This is a genomic window from Collinsella sp. CLA-ER-H10 (assembly GCF_040092475.1).
In the GTDB taxonomy this organism is placed as follows: Bacteria; Actinomycetota; Coriobacteriia; order Coriobacteriales; family Coriobacteriaceae; genus Collinsella.
Window position 1 is genome coordinate 49,138 of sequence record NZ_JBBNLM010000001.1, and the last position, 20,066, is coordinate 69,203.

Here is a 20,066-nt window from a genome sequence, read left to right on the forward strand (position 1 = left end):
ACCGCGGTTTTCGATTTCCCATAAGGAGTATTCTCATGCAACTCAAAGATATGGAGCCCGTGGTCAAGAAGTTCTACACGGGTCTTGAAGAGGGCATCTATTGGGCGCGCCAGTGCCCCGAGTGCGGAGCCGTCGAGTTTCCGCCCCACCTTGCCTGCAATGCCTGCGGCTATCACAAGACCGATTGGGTCCAGGTTTCCGGTCACGGGCATCTGATCGATTTTACCCTGCCTGGTCCGCAGAACGACAAGCCCTATCTCAAGGAGTATGGCAAGTACGCCTACGGCGCCGTCGATATCGACGAGGGTTCTCAGTACACCTACGTTATCTACGGCATTACCAAGAAGAAGGCCCCCGAGATTCGCGCCAAGCTCATGGCGGGCGAGACCGTTGGCGTCCATGCCAAGGTTATCGACCGTCCAGGCTATAAAGAGCTTACGTTCGAGCTTGACGATTAGGTTTTCACCCCTGCAACAATTCGATTCCTCTCTTAGGCCACGGCGGGACCCATGTCTCCAGCCCGCCGTGGTCGCCCCTCTTTTTCGATTGAAAGGCACCATCATGAACGAAGAACTCACTCAACAGATCTGCGATTTTGCCAAGTCCGCCTACAACTATGACGGCGATGTGACCCCCGAGACGACGTTTGAGACCCTGGGCAAGGGCTCGATGAAGATGATCGCTCTGACCTCCATGATCGAGAACGAGCTCGATGCCGAGGTCCCCGTTCGCGAGGTCATGGTCATGAAGACCATCGGCGAGCTTATCGAGCGCACTGCCGAAGAGATGGAGTAACTGCCATGGACCTGATGCAGACCCTGCGCGAGCAGGCTGCCGCCAAGCCTATGCGCGTTGCTTTTCCCGAGGGCGAAAACGAGACCATGATGCAGGCGGTCGCAAAGATCGCCGCCGAGCATCTTGCCGAATGTGTGCTGGTCGGCGACGGCGGTAAGCTCAAGGAGCTTGCCGATGAGCGTGGCATCTCCCTTGAGGGCATCGAGATTGTCGATGTGACCGACGAGGAGGCGAACGCCGCTTGCTGCGAGCGCTACCTTTCTCATCCGGATTGCAAGTTTAAGCCCAAGGGCGCTGCGCGCCGTATGACGCGTCCGCTTGAGCGCGCCCTGATTTTGCAGGTGCTCGGCGATGTCGACGTTATGTTCGCCGGTATCGATAACGCCACGGGCGATATTATCCTGGCTGGTCAGACCATCGTCGGCCTTGCCGACGGGGTGGACACCGTGAGCTCGTGCGGTATCGCCGACATCCCCAACTGGAATGGCGGCGAAGGTGGCCTTTTGGCTTTTGGCGATTCTGCCGTGTGCGTTGACCCCACGAGCGAGGAGCTTGCCTCGATCGCGATTTCGTCGAGCGAAACGGTACGCTCGCTGACCGGATGGGATATCCGTTGCGCGCTGCTTTCGCATTCGACTGACGGTTCGATGGATAACGAACTCGTCGACAAGGTACGTCGTGCTCTCGAGATTGCCAACGATCGCCGTCCCGACCTTGCCATCGACGGCGAGTTCCAGTTTGATTCGGCGATTAACCCCAAGGTTGCGGCCAAGAAAGTTCATCGCGAATCCGCTGTTGCAGGCCAAGCTAACGTGGTCATCTGGCCCGATATCAACGTGGGCAATATCGGCGTCAAGATCATCCAGAATCTGACCGGCGCCAACGCTTACGGCCCCATGCTTCAGGGCTTCAAGAAGATCGTGTGCGATTGCTCGCGCTCTGCGCCCGTCGATGAGATCGTCGGCAACGTGGTGATGAGCTGCGTGCGCGCCCAGGCGCTTAAGGAGGCTTAAGGCATGTCCGATAAAAAGACTCCCTGGCGCGTCCTGGTAATCAACCCTGGTTCCACTTCCACGAAGGTGGGCGTTTTTGAGGGCGATGAGTGCAAGCTCAGTAAGAACGTTACGCACGATGCGAAGGACCTTGCCCAGTTCGACGGGGTTTCGGCTCAGATGCCGTATCGCTGCGATCTGATTCTTGGAGCGCTGGGGGAGGCGGGCCTAAAGCTCGAGGACTTTGATGCATTTGTCGGTCGCGGTGGTGGCTTGCTTTCGCTGCCCGGTGGTACGTATGCCATCAACGAGGTTATGCTCGAGCATGCCCGCATCGGTGCGAATGGCGTTCGGCACCCGGCGCAGCTGGGGCCCCAGATTGCCCACGAATTTGCCGTGAAATGTGGCAAGCCCGCCTTTGTGGTGAATCCTCCCGATACCGACGAGCTGTGCGACCTCGCACGCATGACGGGCATTAAGGGCGTGTATCGAAACGTGCACCTGCACGCCCTTAATCTCAAAGAGACCGCCATCCGCCATGCGGCAAAGCTCGGTCGCGCATACGACGAGTGCAACTTTATTGTCTGTCATATCGGCGGTGGCATTTCGATTTCTGCCCACCTTAAGGGCAAGATGGTCGACGGCAACGACATCGTTGGCGGCGAAGGCCCCATGGCGCCGACGCGCTGCGGATCGGTTCCCGCGATCGAGGTCGCAAAGTACACCGCGGAGCACGGTCTTGATGTCGCCCGCGCCCATTGCATGAAGACTGGCGGCTTCGTTGACCTTTTGGGTACCTCCGATGCCATCGAGGTGTGCGAACGTGCTGCAGCGGGAGATAAGGCCGCAGCTCGCGCCTGGGATGCAATGGTCTACCAAATCTGCAAGTGGATTGGCGAGATGGCATGTGTGCTGAAGGGCGATGTCGACGGTATCTTGCTCGGAGGCGGCATGGTCCACAGCAAGGAGCTCGTTGCCTCGATTGAGGAATGCTGCTCTTGGATCGCCCCCGTGTCGGCTTATCCCGGCGAGTTTGAGCTCGAGGCGATGGCGTCTGGCGCCTGCCGCGTGCTCGATGGTGTCGAGGAAGCGCTCGTGTACAGCGGAGAGCCCGTGTTCACTGGTTTTAACGACTGATAGTGCTGTGTTTGGGGCGGCCGATGGTGACGTCCGGCCGCTCCGACCCTTTTTCTAAGTGTAAGGATGGATCATGGATAAAACCAAGATCAAGTACCTGGTGGGCATTTATGCTGCCGCCATGTGCATTATGGGCATGTTGGTGCCCGTCCCCATCGTGGCCTCTGTTGCGGCGGCGTTTCCCAATGAGAACATCGCTGCCGTCCAGATGATCATCGGCATCATTCCGCTCATGATGGCTGTGTCCGCCATGCTCGTGTCTTCCCAGCTCGCCTCGCGTGTATCCAAGAAGAAGACGACGCTTGTCGGCCACGTTATCGTGATGCTCGCCGGCGCCTCGGTGCTGGTGTTCCACGATTCGCTTGCCCAGGTTCTTGCGGCCTCTGCCGTGATGGGTCTTGGCCTTGGCGCCGTGCAGAACTCGACCGACGCTCTGATCGCCGACTATTTCGGTGGCAAGCAGCGTTCGTTTGTCATGGGCATCTACTCAACCTTTGTTGCACTGGGTGGCATTATCTGGACGATGGTTTCCGGCATCTTGGGTTCTGCCGAGTGGTTCCACAGCTATGCGGCGTACTTCATCATGATCGTGTTTATCGTCATTGAGGCCGTCTGCCTGCCCGAGGGTCATCTTGAGCCCAGGCGTAAGGTCAACGTGTTTGCCAACATGCCCAAAGAGGTCGCAATTATCACGGTCATGAGCTTTGTGTTCGTACTCACGTTCCAGCTCTTTAGTTCCAATGTCTCGCTGCTTGTCGTGGGTCGCGGCTTTGGCGGCACTGTTGAGGCTGGCCTCGCTTCGACCGTCATGACGGTCGCCGGCATTGCGGCTGGCCTTTTAGTGGGCCCGCTGTTTGCCAAGTTCAAGAACCTGTCGATGCCGATCGCGTGGGGCGTGACGCTCGTTGGCCTGGGCCTGACGCTGGTTGCGCCCGCCTTTATGGTGCTGTGCGTTGCGGGCTTTGTCGTTGCGCTGGGCAAGGAGACCTACGTGCCGCTGGAGGGCAATTTTGCCGCCGGCAACTCTGCTCCCGAGGGACGTGCGTTTAACCTCGCCATTGGCATGGCGGGCATCAACTTTGGCATGGCACTGTCTCCCATTGTGTTTGAGGCCGTGACGTCGCCGTTTGGTGCAACGATTGACCAGAAGTTCATCGCCGGCATAATCGTCTGTGCGGCTTGTGTCGTCTTTGGCGCCATTAAGTATCGCAAGCTCACTCCGGCCCAGCTTGCCGAGGCCGAGAAGATGGCGGCCAGCGGCGAGGCGGAGTAACCGCTCGAGTAGTTGCTTTGCCGCCCATCATGTTTTATCGGGGCCGCCGACATATGCCGGCGGCCCTCTTTCTATCAATGGCTTGATAGCTCGCGAAGAGAAGTAATAGCTCCTCGCCTATCGAATGCCGGCGGACGGGGTGCCGGGGCTACAGTCTTCCGAGCGTTTGCAGTCCCGTCGCTCCGTCCGCCGGCATTCGACCGCAACATGTTGGTCAAGCATAATCTTTTGGATTCTTTTGGCGTGAGTGGCTTGGTTTTAGTAGGATTTGTCAGCGGCTTGACTAAGGGGGTTTTATAACTGCCATGCAGGTAGCCGTGTTGGTAACGTTTTACCGACTCGCCAAGAACCCCTCATTTATAATGCGTCTGCAAAATGACCAATTGCTTTGACCTGCTGAAACACTATATGTTGTGTTTGACCTAAAAAAAGAATACAGGATATAGATGCGTCTTTGTCGTATGATAGATGGCGGACAGAGAACGAGGACCTTATTCACCCCATTTGGACACGCCTTTGAGCCGCTTGATCGGCCGCGAGGAATGTCCGCATGAGGACCTATGGTTTATCGAGAACACAGATTGCGCGACGGCGCCGCAAGACAGGGGCAAGCCCTGCCGGGCATCGTTTGGCTCTGAAGCGCAATGAGGCTACGACGCGAAAGAGGCAAGAGGATGAAGATCATCAAGCGCAGCGGCACCGAGGTTGTCTTTGACATCGATAAGATCGTCAATGCGATTCGCGCCGCCAACTTGGAGGTCGAGGAGAGCTCTCGTCTAACCGACCGCCAGGTGGTTTACGCGGCACAAAACGTCGCCGAGGCATGCGAGAACGCGGGTCACACCGTGTCGGTCGAGGAGATCCAGGATCTGGTCGAGGACGAGATCATGCGTCTCGACTGCTACGAGGTCGCTCGCCATTACATCATCTATCGCTATGTTCAGAGCCTGAAGCGCCAGAAGAACACGACCGACGACAAGATTCTGTCGCTGATCGAGTGCAACAACGAAGAGGTCAAGCAGGAGAACTCCAACAAGAACCCGACCGTCAACTCCGTTCAGCGCGACTATATGGCCGGCGAGATCTCCAAGGACCTGACCCAGCGCGTGCTGCTGCCCCAGGAGATTGTGGATGCTCACAATGAGGGCCTGATTCACTTCCATGATTCGGACTACTTTGCCCAGCACATGCATAACTGCGACCTGGTGAACCTGGAGGATATGCTCCAGAACGGTACTGTTATCTCGGGCACGCTGATCGAGAAGCCGCACAGCTTCTCGACTGCCTGCAACATCGCGACGCAGATTATCGCCCAGGTTGCTTCCTCCCAGTACGGCGGCCAGTCTATCTCGCTGACCCATCTTGCCCCCTTTGTTGAGGTGAGCCGTCAGAAGATTCGCGGCGAGGTCGCCCGCGAGCTCGAGGAGCTCGGCGTTTCCGCATCTCCCGAAAAGGTTCGCGAGGTCGTTGAGGATCGCCTGCGTGACGAGATCCGTCGCGGCGTCCAGACGATTCAGTATCAGGTCGTGACTCTTATGACCACCAATGGCCAGGCGCCGTTCGTGACGGTCTTTATGTATCTTAACGAGGCCCGTACGCCTCAGGAGAAGCACGACCTTGCCATGATCGTGGAGGAGACGCTTCGCCAGCGCTACGAGGGCGTTAAGAACGAGGCCGGCGTGTGGATTACCCCGGCATTCCCCAAGCTTATCTATGTACTCGAGGACGATAACGTTCACGAGGATTCCCCGTACTTCTACCTGACCCAGCTGGCTGCCAAGTGCACCGCCAAGCGCATGGTGCCCGATTACATCTCCGAGAAGAAGATGCGCGAGCTCAAGCTGTCTAAGGGCGAGACCGCCGGCAACGGCGATTGCTACACCTGCATGGGTTGCCGCAGTTTCCTGACGCCCGACCGCTCGGGCAACGGTTTTAACAACGTTGCCAACGCGCTGAACTACGACCCGAACAAGCCCAAGTACTATGGTCGCTTTAACCAGGGCGTTGTGACCATCAACCTGCCTGATGTCGCACTGAGCTCGCACCAGGATATGGACAAGTTCTGGAAGATCTTCGATGAGCGCCTTGAGCTGTGCCACCGTGCCCTGCTGTGCCGTCATGAGCGCCTGATGGGTACACTTTCTGACGCCGCGCCGATTCTTTGGCAATACGGCGCCCTGGCGCGTCTGAAGAAGGGCGAGACGATCGACAAGCTGCTCGTGGGCGGATACTCTACGATCAGCCTGGGCTATGCCGGCCTGTATGAGTGCGTCAAGTACATGACGGGTCACAGCCACACCGAGAAGGAGGGCACGCCGTTTGCCATGGCCGTCATGCAGCACATGAACGACAAGTGCGCCGAGTGGAAGGCCGAAAGCGATATCGACTTCTCACTGTACGGCACCCCGCTTGAGTCGACGACCTACAAGTTTGCCAAGTGCCTGCAGCGCCGTTTTGGCATTATCCCGGGCGTGACGGACAAGGGCTACATTACCAACAGCTATCACGTCCATGTGTCCGAGGAGATCGACGCATTCGACAAGCTCAAGTTCGAGGGTATGTTCCAGCAGCTTTCGCCGGGCGGTGCCATCTCCTACGTCGAGGTTCCCAACATGCAGGACAACCTTAAGGCTGTCATTCGCGTGATGCAGTACATCTACGACAACATCATGTACGCCGAGCTCAACACCAAGAGCGACTACTGCCAGGTGTGCGGCTACGACGGTGAGATCAAGATTGTCGAGGACGATGGCAAGCTGGTGTGGGAGTGCCCCAACTGCGGCAACCGCGACCAGGAGAAGATGAATGTCGCTCGTCGTACGTGCGGCTACATCGGTACCCAGTTCTGGAACCAGGGTCGAACCGAGGAGATCCGCGACCGCGTGCTGCATCTCTAATACCGCTCCGGGGCTGAACCGAGAGGGCCGCTTGGGCTTTTGCTCGCTATTTCGGACAGTCCTGCGCAAGACGAAGGCCACATTAAGTGGCCTTCTTTGCGTGCGGAACTCATATCGAGCAAAAGCCCAAGCGGCCCTCTCGGTTCAGCCAAGATGACGTAGATGAGATGCAGCGCGCAGCCTGCTCACTCCTCGAAGTTCTTAGCGGAAATAATTTGAGCTGCAGCTGCGATTTACTTGCGATGGCGGTTGAGCTGCAACAAAGTTATTATTGGACCTCGAACCCTATGCTCGATGTTCGCTTCGTTCATTGAGTTACCCTTTGCATGAGGCCGGGACATATCGTCCCGCCCGCAGTTTCGCAGGCCGAAGGCCGAGAATGTTTGAGGACGGGATGATATGTCCCGGCCTCCCGGGAGAGTTACCTATGAACTACGCGAACATTAAGTATTTCGACATTGCTGATGGAGAAGGCGTTCGTACTTCTCTTTTTGTGAGCGGGTGCCGTCGTGGGTGCAAGAATTGCTTTAACTCTGTCGCGTGGGACTTTGCTGCGGGCGAGCCGTTCGATAGCGCCGTCGAGGACAAAATTATCGAGAGTCTCGATCATCCCTTTATCGATGGCCTGACGATTCTGGGTGGCGAGCCTATGGAGCCCGAGAATCAGGCGGGGCTTGTTGGCTTTATCGAACGCGTGCGTGCGGCCTATCCTGCGGGGTCGGGCAAGACCATTTGGTGCTTTACCGGTGATGTGCTCGAGGAGCTTATGCCGGGTGGCCGCCATCATACCGAAGCGACGGCCCGTATCCTGGCCTGTCTCGACATGTTGGTGGACGGTCCGTTCGTTCAGGATCTGTACGATATCTCGTTGCGCTTTAGGGGCTCGAGCAACCAGCGCGTGATCGATATGAACGCTACGCGCGCCCGTGCTGAGCGCGAGGGCGTTGCGCTTTGTGATGCGGTTGAACTTTGGCGTGATGATCCGGTCTATTCGACCCATACTATGTAGCTTGTGGCCGATGCCAAAGGGCGTGGTACCATAGCACGAACGCAAAATCGGAAAAGTGAGGCCCAGATGGTCGATCAGGAAAAAGTCGAGGCCGCCATTAGGCTATTGCTTGAGGGCATAGGCGAGGATCCAACTCGCGAGGGCCTGCTGGAGACCCCGGCGCGCGTTGCCCGTATGTATGGTGAGATCGCCGGCGGTATGGACCAGAGTGCCGAGGAACACCTGTCTAAAACCTTTGCCGTCGCTTCGGACGATTTGGTTATCGAGCGCGACATTACGTTTTACTCGCTGTGCGAGCATCATTTGCTGCCGTTTTACGGCAAGGCCGCCATTGGCTATATCCCCAACGGCCGTGTCGCAGGGCTTTCTAAGCTTGCTCGCACGGTTGAGGTCTATGCCCGTCGTCTGCAGCTGCAGGAGCAGCTGTGTGCGCAGGTTGCCGACGCTCTCATGGATTATCTCGCTCCCCAGGGAGCGATTGTGCTCATGGAAGCTGAGCATATGTGCATGACCATGCGCGGCGTGCAAAAACCCGGTACCAAGACCGTGACGCTCGCACGCCGCGGCGTCTTTGAGACCGATCCCGCGCTCGAGGAGCGTTTCTTTAGGATGCTGGGCCGCTAACCATGAGAGCCGTTAACGACTTTGCATCGAAAACCGATGAGGGAACGCCGCGTCGCGGTTTTATGGCTTCGGGCCTGGCGCCTTTTGGCGTCATGCCTCGTATCGATTACATCTGTGCCAATGGGCTGTTCCGGCGGCACCTGGGCAACATTGCACGGTTGGAATCGGGGCGCATCTTCTGCCGCCATGGTATCGACCATCTGCTCGATGTCGCTCGCATTATGTGGATCAAGAATCTCGAGGAACAGCTCGAATTTGACCGCGAGGTCATCTACGCCACGGCACTTCTTCACGATATCGGCAAAGATGAACAGTATGAATCGGGTATATCCCATGATGTTGCAAGCGAACGCGTCGCTGATGCGATTCTTAGCGGCATGCCCGATGACGTGGCGTTTGAACCGGCCGATGCCGCAGCCATTAAGACGGCCATTCTGGGCCATCGAAAGCTGCGCGTGAACAGCCAACCGCTCGAGCGTCTGCTCTATGCGGCCGACAAGGCCTCGCGCGCCTGCTTTGCATGCCCCGCGCGCAATGCTTGCAACTGGAGCGATGATAAAAAGAACCTGTCGATTCGCGTATAGTTAGTTTGCGCGGTCGGGGTTCTAAACGAAGGAGACGATCGCGATGAGCAACAAGAAACTGCCCGAGAACGCAACCAAGACTGAAGGCGCCGAGCTCGCCCGCCGTGGAAGGGGCGAAATATCCACCGCAACGGCGGTGCCCCACGTGAGCTATGACGACCTGCGCCATGCCGACCGCATTACTGTCGACGGTCTCGAGGTCTTTGCCAACCACGGTGTGTATCCCGAGGAGAACGCGCTGGGCCAGAAGTTCATCGTGTCCTTGGTGCTCTATGCCGACCTGCGCGCTGCGGGGGAGCACGATAACCTGGATGCCTCGATTGATTACGGCTCGGTGTGCCACGATGTCGACGGCTATCTGCGCGAGCATACGTTTAAGCTCATCGAGGCTGCAGCCGAGGGTGTGGCGCAGATGCTGCTGCGTCGCTACCCCTTGCTGCTCGGCGTGCGTGTTAAGCTCGATAAGCCTTGGGCGCCCGTCGGTCTTCCTCTGACAAGCTGCGGTGTCGAGATCGAGCGCGTGCGCTAGCCGGTTCTAATACGTCTCTATGGGTGGCTGCTTGAGCCGCTGCGACAGCGCTCTATTGTTGGGGCAGTACGTGTCGAGCAGAGCGTGGAACCGATGATTGTGGCTTGGCTCGAGCAAGTGGACGAGCTCGTGGGCGACAACCATGTCGAGGCATTCGACAGGGTAGGCGGCAAGTTCTCGTGCGATGCGAACGGCACCGGATTTGGGCGTGCATGAGCCCCAGCGCGTTTTCATGCTGCGTACGGAAACGCGGGAAACGGCGACACCCATTGCGATTTCGTACGCGTGCACCATATCGCGCAGCGCCGTGGTGACCTCGGATGCATAGAGCTGGTCGATGCGGGTCTGGAGCTCATCGGACGTCAGACCGTCGAGGATCGCGCGCCGCTTGGCCTGTGGGCGTTCGTTCGATTTATCGGCACCCATAAAACTTGCGAAGGTGGCCTGCTTGGACCGCGGAGCGGGTGATGCAAAGCTGTGGTCGAGTGCATCTTGTACCGTGATGGGCTTGCCCCAAAGTGCAATGATGGACGAGGGGCTGAGCGGCTCTCGCGTCGTCGCCTGACGTTGCTCGCGCTGGGCAAGTCGGCTGATAATCCAGGCGCTGTTGCGCCTCACAAACGCTTCGATACGCTCGCGGTTGGCACCGAGCGGTGCGCTGGCGTGGACCTCACCGCTCGATGTGACGCGTAGGTTGAAGTTCTTGACGCGCTTTTTGGTAACGACGACGGGGATGGGCGTCCCATCCGGTCGGGATACGGAAATCGTAAACTGCTGCGTCAAAAGCGGTCCTTCAGATTGGGGACGGGCCGGCATGTCGACCGTTCGGCATGCCGGCCCGCTCAAGGGGTGTGAAATTAATAACGCTCAAAGAAGGCAAGCGCGTTGTCGCTGCAGAGCTTCTGCATCACGGTCTTGCCAAAATGCTTGGAAAGCATGTTCTGGAACTCGGGCATCTTGCTGGCATCGGAGAGGAAAGCGGGCACCGTGGCACCGTCCCAGTCGCCGCCGAGCGCGATGACGTCCTCGCCGCCCAGGTCGAGCCAGTGCTCGATATGTGCCGCCAGCTGGTCGAAGGTGACGTCTGCGGCGGTCTTGTCGGTTGCGTCGTTGGAAAGGAACTCGCTGCAGTAGTTGAGGCCGACGATGCCGCCCATGTCGCGAATGGTGCGGAATTGGTCGTCGGTGAGATTGCGCTTGACGCCACAAACCGCACGGGAGTTGGAGTGGCTGGCGACGAAGGGGCGCGTGGCGTGGGCGACAACCTCGTCAAAGCACTTATCGTTGAGGTGGGAGACGTCGAGCACCATGCCGGCGTGCTCCATCTGCGTAAGTGCCTCGATGCCGGCGGCGGTGAGGCCGGCGTGGGTATCGTGCCCGCTCGCGAGCGGTCCCTGCGCGTTCCAGCTGAGTGATGACATGAGTACGCCCAGGCTCTTGAGTACCTCGATCAGCGCGGGGTCCTCGGCAAAGAACGTGGCGTTTTCGATGGTGTGGATGCAGGCGACCTTGCCGTCTTTGAGCGCAGGGCGAATGTCAGCGGCGCTGCGTACGTTGACCATGCGGTCGTGGTTGAGCATTGCCTGGCCGCTCATGTGCGCCATGATCTGCGCCTGGAAGCGCGCGGCGTGGGCGGTGGGAATCTCGTCGGGGACAAACGTGGCGAAGCACTGTGCCCACGGCGTGTTGCCGATCTTTGCGAGCGAGATGGCGCAGGCGTTGCCCTCGATGAGGTCGAAATCTTGCGGATGCGTTTCGTCGCCGGGGAAATAACCGTCGGTGCCGGCGGTAAAGCGCAGGTCGAGATCGAGCGTGGCCCAGCCGATGCGGTCGGCGGTGTCGCAGTGTAGATCAAATACGGGATATGCCATGGTTCCTCCGGTTGCAGCGTTTCTTTGCAAACTGTCATTGAATTGTATGACTAGGGTATAGTTAGCGCCATATGTTCATGGCGGCCCGCGTTGTGCGCCGCCCTTATTACGGAGGTTACCATGTCCAACCAGGGCAAGAAGGTCAAGACCCATTATCGCGGCACGCTCGACGACGGCACGCAGTTCGATAGCTCCTACGATCGCGGCGAGCCGCTGGAGTTCACCTGCGGCGCCGGTCAGATGATCAAGGGCTTCGACGCCGCTGTTGTCGACATGCAGGTGGGCGAGAAGAAGACCGTGCACATTCCTGCTACCGATGCCTACGGCGAGCACAATCCCGAGATGGTCCTGACCTTCCCGGCCGAACAGGTTCCCAACATCGAGCAGATCGAGAAGGGCATGAAGCTTTTCCTGTCCACGCCGAGCGGCATGCCCGTCCCCGCCGTTGTCATCGACGTGACGCCCGAGGCCGTGACGCTCGACGCCAACCACGAGCTGGCCGGCAAGGACCTCAATTTTGATATCGAGCTCGTCGAGGTCGAGGGCTAGAGTATGCCTGAACGCTTGGTTTCGACGACATGCTTGGGAAATCTCAACGATCCGTCCTATGAACTCCTGCTTCGCCGGAAGTTGGGCGGCGTCTTTGAAGTTGACGAGCTATTGCTCGATTGGGACCAGGCCGATGCCCGCACATTTGCGGGCGTAACGGAGCTGGGGCGCACGATCGGTGTTCGGCTGGATACTGCCGACGGCGGTCGTCTTGCCGATGGCGACGTGCTCGCCATTGACCGTTCGGGCGTGGTGCCCGTGGCGGTTGTCGTGCGCCTGCGCAGCGCCGAGGTTTATTTGGTCGAAGTCGACCGCATGGATCCGATTGCACTCGCGCATGCGTGCTGGGAGATTGGCAACATGCATGCGCCGCTCTTCCGAGGCGACTCGGACGAGCATACCGTGCGCATGTATACGCCGGTGCAGCCTGTTTTGGGCCGCATACTCCGGGGTGTCGAGGGTGTTCGGCTCTCGGTGGTCACACGCGAGCTCGATGCCAGCCGACGCTTTGCATCGAGCGCGGCGGATGTCGTCGTGAGTATGGCTCCCGACTTTACGATCGTAAAGAAGGCGCGCGGTTAACGTGCGTATGAGTAAGACGGACTTTGAGAGGCAACTATTCAAAGTCCGTCTTACTGTTGATGAGGTGCTTTGGGGGAAAGCATATGGGTCTTGAGGGAATCAAGCTGATTGCATGCGATTTGGACGGCACGTTGCTGCATCCGGGGGAGCGCGAGCCGCGTTCCGAGGCCTTTGAACTTATCGATGAGCTGCATCGTCGCGGTATCGTGTTTATGCCGGCGAGCGGCCGTCAATATGCGAGCTTGCGCTACCTGTTTTCCCCGGTGGCCGATGAGCTCGCCTATGTATGCGAAAACGGAGCCCTGGTGATGAGCGAGGGGCGTGCCGTTGTCAAGCGTTCCATGGAGCGTAGCCTTGCTATGGATATCGCGAATGCCGTGGTTGCGTATCCCCATGCCGACGTGACCCTTTCGTGTGAGGGGCACCTCTACACCATGAGCGGCAACGATGCGTTCGTCGACCATTTGCGCTATGAGGTCCACTGCGATGTGGCGGTGGTCGATCGTCCCGAGGACATCGACGAGGACGTCATTAAGATTGCCTTCCAGACGCCCGAGGTGGAGCAGCCGGCGGCCCTGGAGTATTTCGAGCGCCTCTTTAGCGACCGTGTCGATGTGATGACGTCGGGAACCGAATGGACGGACTTTATCGGTTTCGGTTCGGGCAAGGGCTCCGCGCTTGCCGATTACGGTCGTGCCCTGGGGATTTCGCCCGATGAGATGATGGCGTTTGGCGACAATGAGAACGATTGCGACATGCTCAACGCCGTGGGCCATCCCTATCTGATGGAGAGCTGCAACCCCACCATGCGCGGCATCAACGACCGCGTCCGCTACGTGCGCACGGTCGAAGAAGAGCTACGTCGTCTGCTCGCCGAGTAGATATCTGGGACGTGTCTAGAAATCTACTTTTTGCTGCAAAGTGCGGAAAGGTGGATTTTAAGGCATGTCCCAAACATCTACCGGCAGTCGGGGCAGAGACCCTCGAAGATGGTGTAGTGCGACGTGACGTGCCAGCCGATTTGCTCGGACGCCTTGGCGTCGAGCTGGGCATCGAAGGGGAGCGGTACGTCGATGACGCGGCTGCACGAGGTGCAGATGATATGCGCATGCGGCTCGATGGTGCGATCGAAGCGGCTGCCGCCCGGCGTCTTGATGGAGAGGATCTCGCCGGCGTCGGCCAAGAGATTGAGATTGCGGTAGACCGTACCGCGGCTGATTTTGTCATCCTGCGTCCGCACGACGTTGTAGATTTCGTCGGCGGTGGGATGGTTATAGCTTTGGCGCACGGCGTCAAGAACCAGCTTTCGCTGCCTGGTATTCCTTCTTTGCACCGCCATGCGCCTCGCCTCTTTTCTATTAACGGTCGTAGGTAAATGATACCGTATTTAGCACACAATACTAATAATGAGGACTGAAACCGTCTTCATTGGCAAGTGGGGTTCGGACCTGGGCGTCTACGAGGCGAAAACGCGTTCCCATGCGCTCGTAGGAGGCATGAAGCGCCTCGAGATGAGATAGGATGCTTGCCGGAGCTCCCTGTATCTCCATCTCGACTGAGCCGTCTTCCATGTTACGCACCCAGCCGGTGAGTGCGCGTGCCTGCGCGAGGTTGGTGTTGGTGAAGCGGAAACCGACGCCCTGGACCTGTCCCTCCCACCGCAGGAAATAGCGCTGCGGGGCGTCTTGAGTGGCCTCGTCGCTTGCGAGCACGGTGAGCCTACGGCGCAGCTCAAGCTCGACGCCAGAGGGCTTTTGGGGTTCGCGGCTGCCGCCGGTGACGCCCGAGAAAAGCTTGTCGAAAAAACCCATCGCTATGCCTGCTTGTTAGAGTCAGCGGGGAAGGCGATACCCGCCTGCTGACGCACGGCATCCATGATGCGCAGTGAGACGAGCGTGACATCGCGGTAGTGGCCAAGCTCGTGACGTCCCGCCGGGGTCTCCCAAATCTCTTCCTTGACGTTATCGATGCCGCCGATGGCGGTGATAAAGTCTGCGAGTTCGTATTCCATGGTGTTGCTCGATTTGGGCAGGTCGAGCACGCGGCCGTTGTCGCTCTGTTCGCGCGGCACCTCGGTCGCCGAGCCGCGTACGACGTCGCCGCGATAGTCGATGCGGACGTTGCGGGGCGTGGACAGATGGTCAATCTGGATAGTGCCACGCTCGCCTTCGATCTGCGAGGGCAGTAGGTCATTCGTAATTTTGGAGTGCGCGAGCTCGACGGAGATACGGCCACCGCCGTAGCTGGCGAGGATGGAACCGCAGCCATCGATGGGGCCATGGGTGAGCTCTTGCGTGGTGGGGTCGAGCAGAGTAGCCATGCTCGTAAGGCCGGAGGGCATGCCGAAGATCTCGACCATGGGCTCAACGGTGTAGACACCAATGTCCATGAGGGAACCCGAGGCCATATTGCAGTCGAAGATATTGGTGGCGCGTCCCGCGAGAATCTCGTTGTAGCGCGAGGAATACTTGCCAAAGCGCAATGAGGCGCGGCGGATGGGGGCAATCTCACCCAGGGCGTCCTCGATGGCGTGGAAAGCGGGGTCATGGAGCGGGCGCATGGCCTCGAGGGCTACGACGCCCGCCGCCTCGGCTGCGCGAAAGACCTCGAACGCCTGTGCCTCGGTGGCACAAAAAGGCTTTTCGACGATAACGTGCTTGCCGCCGGCGATACAGGCGAGCGCCTGCTCGTAGTGGAGCGCATTGGGGCTGCCGATGTAGACGGCGTCGACGTCGGCAGCGGACGCAAGCTCGTCAAGCGCGGTGAAGTTACGCTCGCCACCGCGCTCGGCGGTAAAGGCGGCGCCGCGATCTGCATCGCGCGAGAGCGTGCCCACAAACGCAGCTTGGTCGTTGGCGTTGACGACCTGGATAAAGTCGTCGGTAATCATGGATGTGCCGATGGTCGCTATACGCAACATGTATCCCCCTCGTGCTGTTCGGTTTACAGGATGAGTGTAGCGCGAGGGGGCAGGAAATAGCGTGCGAAAACGCCGTTACAGGTCGCTCTCGTTAAAGCCGGTGTCGATATCGAGGTTGCTGCCGTCGGCCGCCGTGGTGGCAAGCTCGTCGCAGCGCTCGTTGAGCTCATGGCCGGCATGGCCTTTAACCCAGATGAACTCCACTTTGTGCTTGCTCTTTGCGGTGAGCAGGCGCTCCCACAGGTCGCGGTTCTTGACGGGCTGTTTGTTGGCAGTCTTCCAGCCGCGTTTTTTCCAGCCGTCGATCCAGTGCTTGTTGAAGGCGTTGACGACGTACTGCGAATCGGAATGGACTTCGACGTCGCAGGGGCGGTTGAGTGCCTCGAGCGCCACGATAACGGCCATGAGCTCCATGCGGTTGTTGGTGGTCTTGGCGTAGCCGCGCGAAAGCTCGGAGGTGAAGGTCTTGCCGGCGGGGTTGGTGTATTTGAGCACGGCGCCGTAGCCGCCGCGTCCCGGATTTGATCGGGCCGAGCCGTCGGTATAGATGATGACCTTCACATGGTTCCTTTCGTTGGGTATGTTTCGTGCGAGTGACCATTGTAGCGCCATGCCCGCCGGGGGCTAGCAATCTATGATTTCTACCCCGTCTTCCGACAGTTAGTTGGCATGGATGATGCGGTTGAGCTCATCGAGGTATTGCTGCAAGAGGGGAGAGGGCTTGCGCTCGTCGTGCATGATATAGCCTACGTGCATCGTTGGGGCGTCTGCTAACGGGATCGATGCCATACCCCATTGCATTTCATTGGAGAGGACGCCGGTCGACAGGGTGTAACCGTTCGACGTGATAAGTAAGTTAGTAAGTGTTCCGCGGTCCGAGATTCGTATGTTGCGGTCGCAAGGGATATAGCTAAAAGGTTCCTCGGCGTAATAGAAGGAGTTTGAGGTTCCCTGCTCAAAGCTGTAGCGCGTATAGGGCGTGAGGTCGGCAAGGGACAGCTGAGGGCGGCGTGCGAGCGGGTGGCGCTCGCTAACGAAGACGTGGACCGTCGCGTCGAATAGGGGATGGAAGCTTGCACGGGCATCGGCGAAGGCCTTCTGCAGAACGCGGGCGTTAAAGTCATCCAGATACAGAATGCCGATATCGCTGCGAAACGCACGGACGTCATCAATGATCTGCGATGTGGTGGTCTCGCGCATGATGAACTCGAACTTGCTGTCGCGGCAGCGCTCGACTACGTTGACAAAGGCCTCGACCGAAAACGCGTAGTGCTGGGCCGAGATGGCAAGGCGGGCCTGAGGTGTACCGCCGTCCTCGTAGCGGGCCTCGAGCATGTCGGCCTGCTCTACGACCTGGCGTGCATAACCCAAAAGCTCGGTGCCGTCGTTGGTGAGTGCAACACCGCGGCTAGAGCGCGTAAAGATTTCGATATGAAGTTCCTGTTCCAGGCTTTTGACGGCGTTGGAGATATTGGACTGTGCGGTATAGAGGCGCTGAGCTGCGGCGTTGATTGAACCGGACTCTGCCACGGCGATCAAAAAGCGAAGCTGCTGGAGGGTCATCGGCGCCCGTCCTTTCGATAGCTATCTAAAAAACCGATAACAGGTTAGCGCTTTTAAGTGATTGACCGAGGGAAACGATGCTCGTACTATTCAAAACACACAAAGGCGGTAGGTAATTAGGCCAACCACGGAACCGGGATGCGAAAGGAGGCCCGCATATGAATTGCTTGCCAAGACGAATGCCGGGCTCCTGTTTGCGCCCGTCGGCGTGATCAGGAGACAGCGACTTACTTCTCTCTTTTTATTTACTTTTGTTCAATCAAGGAGATCATCATGAGCCAGTTTATCAACAACCCCGAGCACACCTTTGGTTTCGACACCCTGCAGCTTCACGTTGGCCAGGAGAGCGCCGATCCCGCATCCGATTCCCGCGCCGTGCCTATCTACCAGACCACGAGCTACGTGTTCCGCAACTCACAGCACGCCGCTGACCGCTTTGGCCTTGCCGACGCCGGTAACATCTACGGTCGTCTGACCAACTCCACCCAGGGCGTCTTTGAGGACCGTATCGCCGCGCTCGAGGGCGGCGTTGCTGGCCTCGCCGTCGCCTCTGGTGCCGCCGCCATCACCTATACCCTGCAGGCACTCGCTCAGGCCGGCGACCATGTGGTGGCCCAGAAGACCATCTACGGCGGTTCCTACAACCTGCTGGAGCACACGCTCTCCCTGTTTGGTGTCGAGACCACCTTCGTCGATGCCCATAACCTGGACGAGGTCGAGGGTGCCATCAAGGACAACACCACGGTCATTTATCTCGAGACGCTCGGTAACCCCAACTCCGATATCCCCAACATCGACGCTATCTCCGAGGTCGCCAAGAAGCATGGCCTTCCGGTTGTTGTCGATAACACCTTCGGCACCCCGTACCTCTTCCGTCCGCTGGAGCACGGCGCCAACATCGTCGTTCACTCCGCGACTAAGTTTATTGGCGGCCACGGCACCTCGCTGGGCGGTGTGATTGTCGATGGCGGCAACTTTGACTGGAAGGCGAGCGGCAAGTATGCGCAGATCGCCGAGCCCAATCCCTCCTACCATGGCGTCTCGTTTGCCGAGGCTGCCGGCCCTGCCGCCTTCGCGACCTATGTCCGCGCCATCCTGCTTCGTGACGAGGGCGCCTGCATTAGCCCGTTTAACGCATGGGTCCTGCTCCAGGGCACCGAGACCCTGTCGCTGCGCGTCGACCGCCATGTCGAGAACACCGAAAAGGTCGTTGAGTTCCTGACCGGGGACAGCCATGTTGCCAAGGTGAACCACCCGAGCCTGCCCGAGCACCCCGACCATGAGCTGTACCAGAAGTACTTCCCCCGTGGCGGCGCCTCGATCTTCACCTTCGAGATCAAGGGCGGCCAGGAGGCTGCTTGGAAGTTCATCGACCACCTGCAGGTCTTCTCGCTGCTCGCCAACGTGGCCGACGTCAAGTCGCTCGTCGTGCATCCGGCTACCACCACGCACTCCCAGCTCTCTGCCGAGGAACTTGCCGAGCAGAACATTACGCCCTCCACGATTCGACTTTCCATCGGTACCGAGAACGCCGAGGATATCATTTGGGATCTGAAGCAGGCCTTCGCCGCGCTGGACGAGTAAGGCGACTTGTGCAAAGACCCCTTGCGACTCGATAGGTATAACTGCATAAAATGCCTGCTCAAGGCGCCTGTGCGAACGATGGTTGCACAGGAGCCTTTTTTGCATAGGAAGGGCGCTGTTACAGGGTTTTTGGCATGCTTTATGCAATCGAGATGTGGAAAACTCCTGTTGAGTGGATGTGAGTTTTACGCAATTGACGTGCGCCTTTTGAGTAAAACCGCAGGTCGCGATTTGCTCGGGGTACTATGCAGCGCGATCGAATCACACGCAGCCCAAACGCAGCAAAAACGCACTACGGAGGTTTCCAGCTACATGAGGATCGATTCACGAAAACCGAAAGCCGCCGCCCTTTCCGCCGCTCTGACCGTGGCACTTTTGGCGGGCGTCGGCGCAACTGATGCCCACGCGGCAACACTATCCGATACGGTCGGATCTACGCCGTCCGAGGCGACGCTGGTGCAGCCCGTCGACTACCGAGGTGACGGTTATGGCTCTATGCAGGAGTGGAACGCCTCGATGGGGGCGAAGCGCGATTCCCTGGAGATGCGCGCTCAGATCATTATGAATATGTATGGCGACTATGCCACCGATGACGAGCGCGCTGTGTTGCAGCGTTGCATCGACGGTGCGGGCAGCCTGTTGACGATGGGGGAGGTCGACGCCAAGTCGACCGAGCTCGATGAGCTCCGCTCCACGCTTGAGGATGCCAAGCGCGAGGCGCTCGAGGCTGCTGCAGCCGAAGCCGAGGCTGCTGAGGCCGTTCAGGCTTCGTATTACAACGCCGGCTCCGGCTCGTCTTACGCGTCTGCTGTGTATTACGCGAACGGCTCGGGCCTGACGCGTTCGAGCGGCGTCAATAACTATAACGGCCGCCGCGAGACTTATTACAGCAGCAACGTGTTGTATCACCACCGCACGGGCGAATGGACGCAGGATTCCGAGGGCTTTTGGCGCGATTCCGATGGTTACTACGTCGTGGCCGCGGGCGATAAGGCTCAGGGCTCCACGTTTACCGGATCCAAGGGCGAGTGCAAGGTCTATGACTCCGGCTGCGCAGCCGGAACCACCGACTACTATACCGGTTGGTAATCTGTCATAAGCCAATAGGACATGACAGACGGGCGCCTTTGCCGAGCTTTCGGGCAACGTAAGGGCGT

The 20,066-nt window shown here is 58.8% G+C and carries 22 protein-coding genes; 15 read left to right on the plus strand and 7 right to left on the minus strand.

The genetic code is table 11. The features are described from left to right. The first annotated feature begins 35 nt into the window (after positions 1-35). From AAAX36_RS00220 to folB, 10 genes are all read left to right on the plus strand, one after another. Positions 36-458 carry a hypothetical protein gene (locus AAAX36_RS00220; RefSeq protein ID WP_117583871.1) on the plus strand — a complete coding sequence of 141 codons (423 nt, stop codon included), beginning with the start codon at positions 36-38 and terminating at the stop codon, positions 456-458. Positions 459-561: 103 nt separating this feature from the next. Continuing rightward, positions 562-795 (plus strand): acyl carrier protein, encoded by a 234-nt coding sequence (locus tag AAAX36_RS00225; protein WP_055251381.1) that lies wholly within the window; start codon positions 562-564, stop codon positions 793-795. A 5-nt stretch (positions 796-800) separates the two neighbouring features. Further along, complete coding sequence (locus AAAX36_RS00230; RefSeq protein ID WP_349073643.1) at positions 801-1,808, plus strand: phosphate acyltransferase; 1,008 nt, start codon at positions 801-803, stop codon at positions 1,806-1,808. 3 nt (positions 1,809-1,811) lie between these two features. Further along, the gene (gene buk / locus AAAX36_RS00235; RefSeq protein WP_349073644.1) at positions 1,812-2,924 is read left to right on the plus strand and encodes a butyrate kinase; all 1,113 of its coding nucleotides are present in this window, start codon (positions 1,812-1,814) and stop codon (positions 2,922-2,924) included. Between the two features lie 73 nt (positions 2,925-2,997). Continuing rightward, positions 2,998-4,197, plus strand: a complete 1,200-nt coding sequence (locus tag AAAX36_RS00240; RefSeq protein WP_349073645.1) for an MFS transporter — start codon at positions 2,998-3,000, stop codon at positions 4,195-4,197. Between the two features lie 674 nt (positions 4,198-4,871). Beyond that, positions 4,872-7,094: an anaerobic ribonucleoside-triphosphate reductase gene (nrdD, locus tag AAAX36_RS00245; RefSeq protein ID WP_195239173.1), complete on the plus strand. Its 2,223-nt coding sequence runs from the start codon at positions 4,872-4,874 to the stop codon at positions 7,092-7,094. A 427-nt stretch (positions 7,095-7,521) separates the two neighbouring features. After that, positions 7,522-8,103 (plus strand): anaerobic ribonucleoside-triphosphate reductase activating protein, encoded by a 582-nt coding sequence (gene nrdG / locus AAAX36_RS00250; RefSeq protein WP_349073646.1) that lies wholly within the window; start codon positions 7,522-7,524, stop codon positions 8,101-8,103. Between the two features lie 66 nt (positions 8,104-8,169). Beyond that, a complete protein-coding gene (folE, locus tag AAAX36_RS00255) occupies positions 8,170-8,727 on the plus strand; it encodes a GTP cyclohydrolase I FolE (protein WP_349073647.1) in 558 nt (185 codons plus the stop codon). Positions 8,728-8,729: 2 nt separating this feature from the next. Further along, positions 8,730-9,311, plus strand: a complete 582-nt coding sequence (locus AAAX36_RS00260; protein ID WP_349073648.1) for an HD domain-containing protein — start codon at positions 8,730-8,732, stop codon at positions 9,309-9,311. Positions 9,312-9,354: 43 nt separating this feature from the next. Continuing rightward, the gene (folB, locus tag AAAX36_RS00265) at positions 9,355-9,840 is read left to right on the plus strand and encodes a dihydroneopterin aldolase (RefSeq protein WP_349073649.1); all 486 of its coding nucleotides are present in this window, start codon (positions 9,355-9,357) and stop codon (positions 9,838-9,840) included. A 6-nt stretch (positions 9,841-9,846) separates the two neighbouring features. Here folB and AAAX36_RS00270 read toward each other — a convergent pair whose 3' ends face one another. Together AAAX36_RS00270 and AAAX36_RS00275 are read right to left on the minus strand one after the other, a co-directional pair. After that, positions 9,847-10,623, minus strand: a complete 777-nt coding sequence (locus AAAX36_RS00270) for a SprT family zinc-dependent metalloprotease (RefSeq protein ID WP_349073650.1) — start codon at positions 10,621-10,623, stop codon at positions 9,847-9,849. Positions 10,624-10,697: 74 nt separating this feature from the next. Then, positions 10,698-11,711 (minus strand): membrane dipeptidase, encoded by a 1,014-nt coding sequence (locus AAAX36_RS00275; RefSeq protein WP_349073651.1) that lies wholly within the window; start codon positions 11,709-11,711, stop codon positions 10,698-10,700. Between the two features lie 120 nt (positions 11,712-11,831). On the opposite strand from AAAX36_RS00275, the gene AAAX36_RS00280 reads away from it, so the two are divergent. The 3 genes from AAAX36_RS00280 (at position 11,832) to AAAX36_RS00290 (ending at position 13,723) form a co-directional block, all read left to right on the plus strand. After that, positions 11,832-12,260, plus strand: coding sequence for a peptidylprolyl isomerase (locus tag AAAX36_RS00280; protein WP_349073652.1), 429 nt, complete (start codon positions 11,832-11,834; stop codon positions 12,258-12,260). Positions 12,261-12,263: 3 nt separating this feature from the next. Next, complete coding sequence (locus tag AAAX36_RS00285; protein ID WP_349073653.1) at positions 12,264-12,842, plus strand: hypothetical protein; 579 nt, start codon at positions 12,264-12,266, stop codon at positions 12,840-12,842. 83 nt (positions 12,843-12,925) lie between these two features. Continuing rightward, positions 12,926-13,723, plus strand: coding sequence for an HAD family hydrolase (locus AAAX36_RS00290; protein ID WP_349073654.1), 798 nt, complete (start codon positions 12,926-12,928; stop codon positions 13,721-13,723). A 77-nt stretch (positions 13,724-13,800) separates the two neighbouring features. Here AAAX36_RS00290 and AAAX36_RS00295 read toward each other — a convergent pair whose 3' ends face one another. The 5 genes from AAAX36_RS00295 to AAAX36_RS00315 all read right to left on the minus strand — a co-directional run bounded on the left by AAAX36_RS00295 (position 13,801) and on the right by AAAX36_RS00315 (position 17,325). Then, positions 13,801-14,181 carry a transcriptional repressor gene (locus AAAX36_RS00295; RefSeq protein WP_271739955.1) on the minus strand — a complete coding sequence of 127 codons (381 nt, stop codon included), beginning with the start codon at positions 14,179-14,181 and terminating at the stop codon, positions 13,801-13,803. 61 nt (positions 14,182-14,242) lie between these two features. Beyond that, positions 14,243-14,653 carry an acylphosphatase gene (locus tag AAAX36_RS00300; RefSeq protein ID WP_349073655.1) on the minus strand — a complete coding sequence of 137 codons (411 nt, stop codon included), beginning with the start codon at positions 14,651-14,653 and terminating at the stop codon, positions 14,243-14,245. 2 nt (positions 14,654-14,655) lie between these two features. Beyond that, the gene (locus AAAX36_RS00305; RefSeq protein ID WP_349073656.1) at positions 14,656-15,762 is read right to left on the minus strand and encodes a Gfo/Idh/MocA family oxidoreductase; all 1,107 of its coding nucleotides are present in this window, start codon (positions 15,760-15,762) and stop codon (positions 14,656-14,658) included. A gap of 75 nt (positions 15,763-15,837) precedes the next feature. Continuing rightward, positions 15,838-16,374 (minus strand): ribonuclease HI, encoded by a 537-nt coding sequence (gene rnhA, locus AAAX36_RS00310; protein ID WP_192934620.1) that lies wholly within the window; start codon positions 16,372-16,374, stop codon positions 15,838-15,840. A gap of 48 nt (positions 16,375-16,422) precedes the next feature. After that, complete coding sequence (locus AAAX36_RS00315; protein WP_035138871.1) at positions 16,423-17,325, minus strand: LysR family transcriptional regulator; 903 nt, start codon at positions 17,323-17,325, stop codon at positions 16,423-16,425. A 273-nt stretch (positions 17,326-17,598) separates the two neighbouring features. Between AAAX36_RS00315 and AAAX36_RS00320 the strand changes: the two genes are divergently transcribed. Further along, complete coding sequence (locus tag AAAX36_RS00320) at positions 17,599-18,909, plus strand: O-acetylhomoserine aminocarboxypropyltransferase/cysteine synthase family protein (protein WP_349073657.1); 1,311 nt, start codon at positions 17,599-17,601, stop codon at positions 18,907-18,909. A 312-nt stretch (positions 18,910-19,221) separates the two neighbouring features. Next, positions 19,222-19,998 carry a hypothetical protein gene (locus AAAX36_RS00325; protein ID WP_349073658.1) on the plus strand — a complete coding sequence of 259 codons (777 nt, stop codon included), beginning with the start codon at positions 19,222-19,224 and terminating at the stop codon, positions 19,996-19,998. The last annotated feature ends 68 nt before the right edge of the window (positions 19,999-20,066 follow it).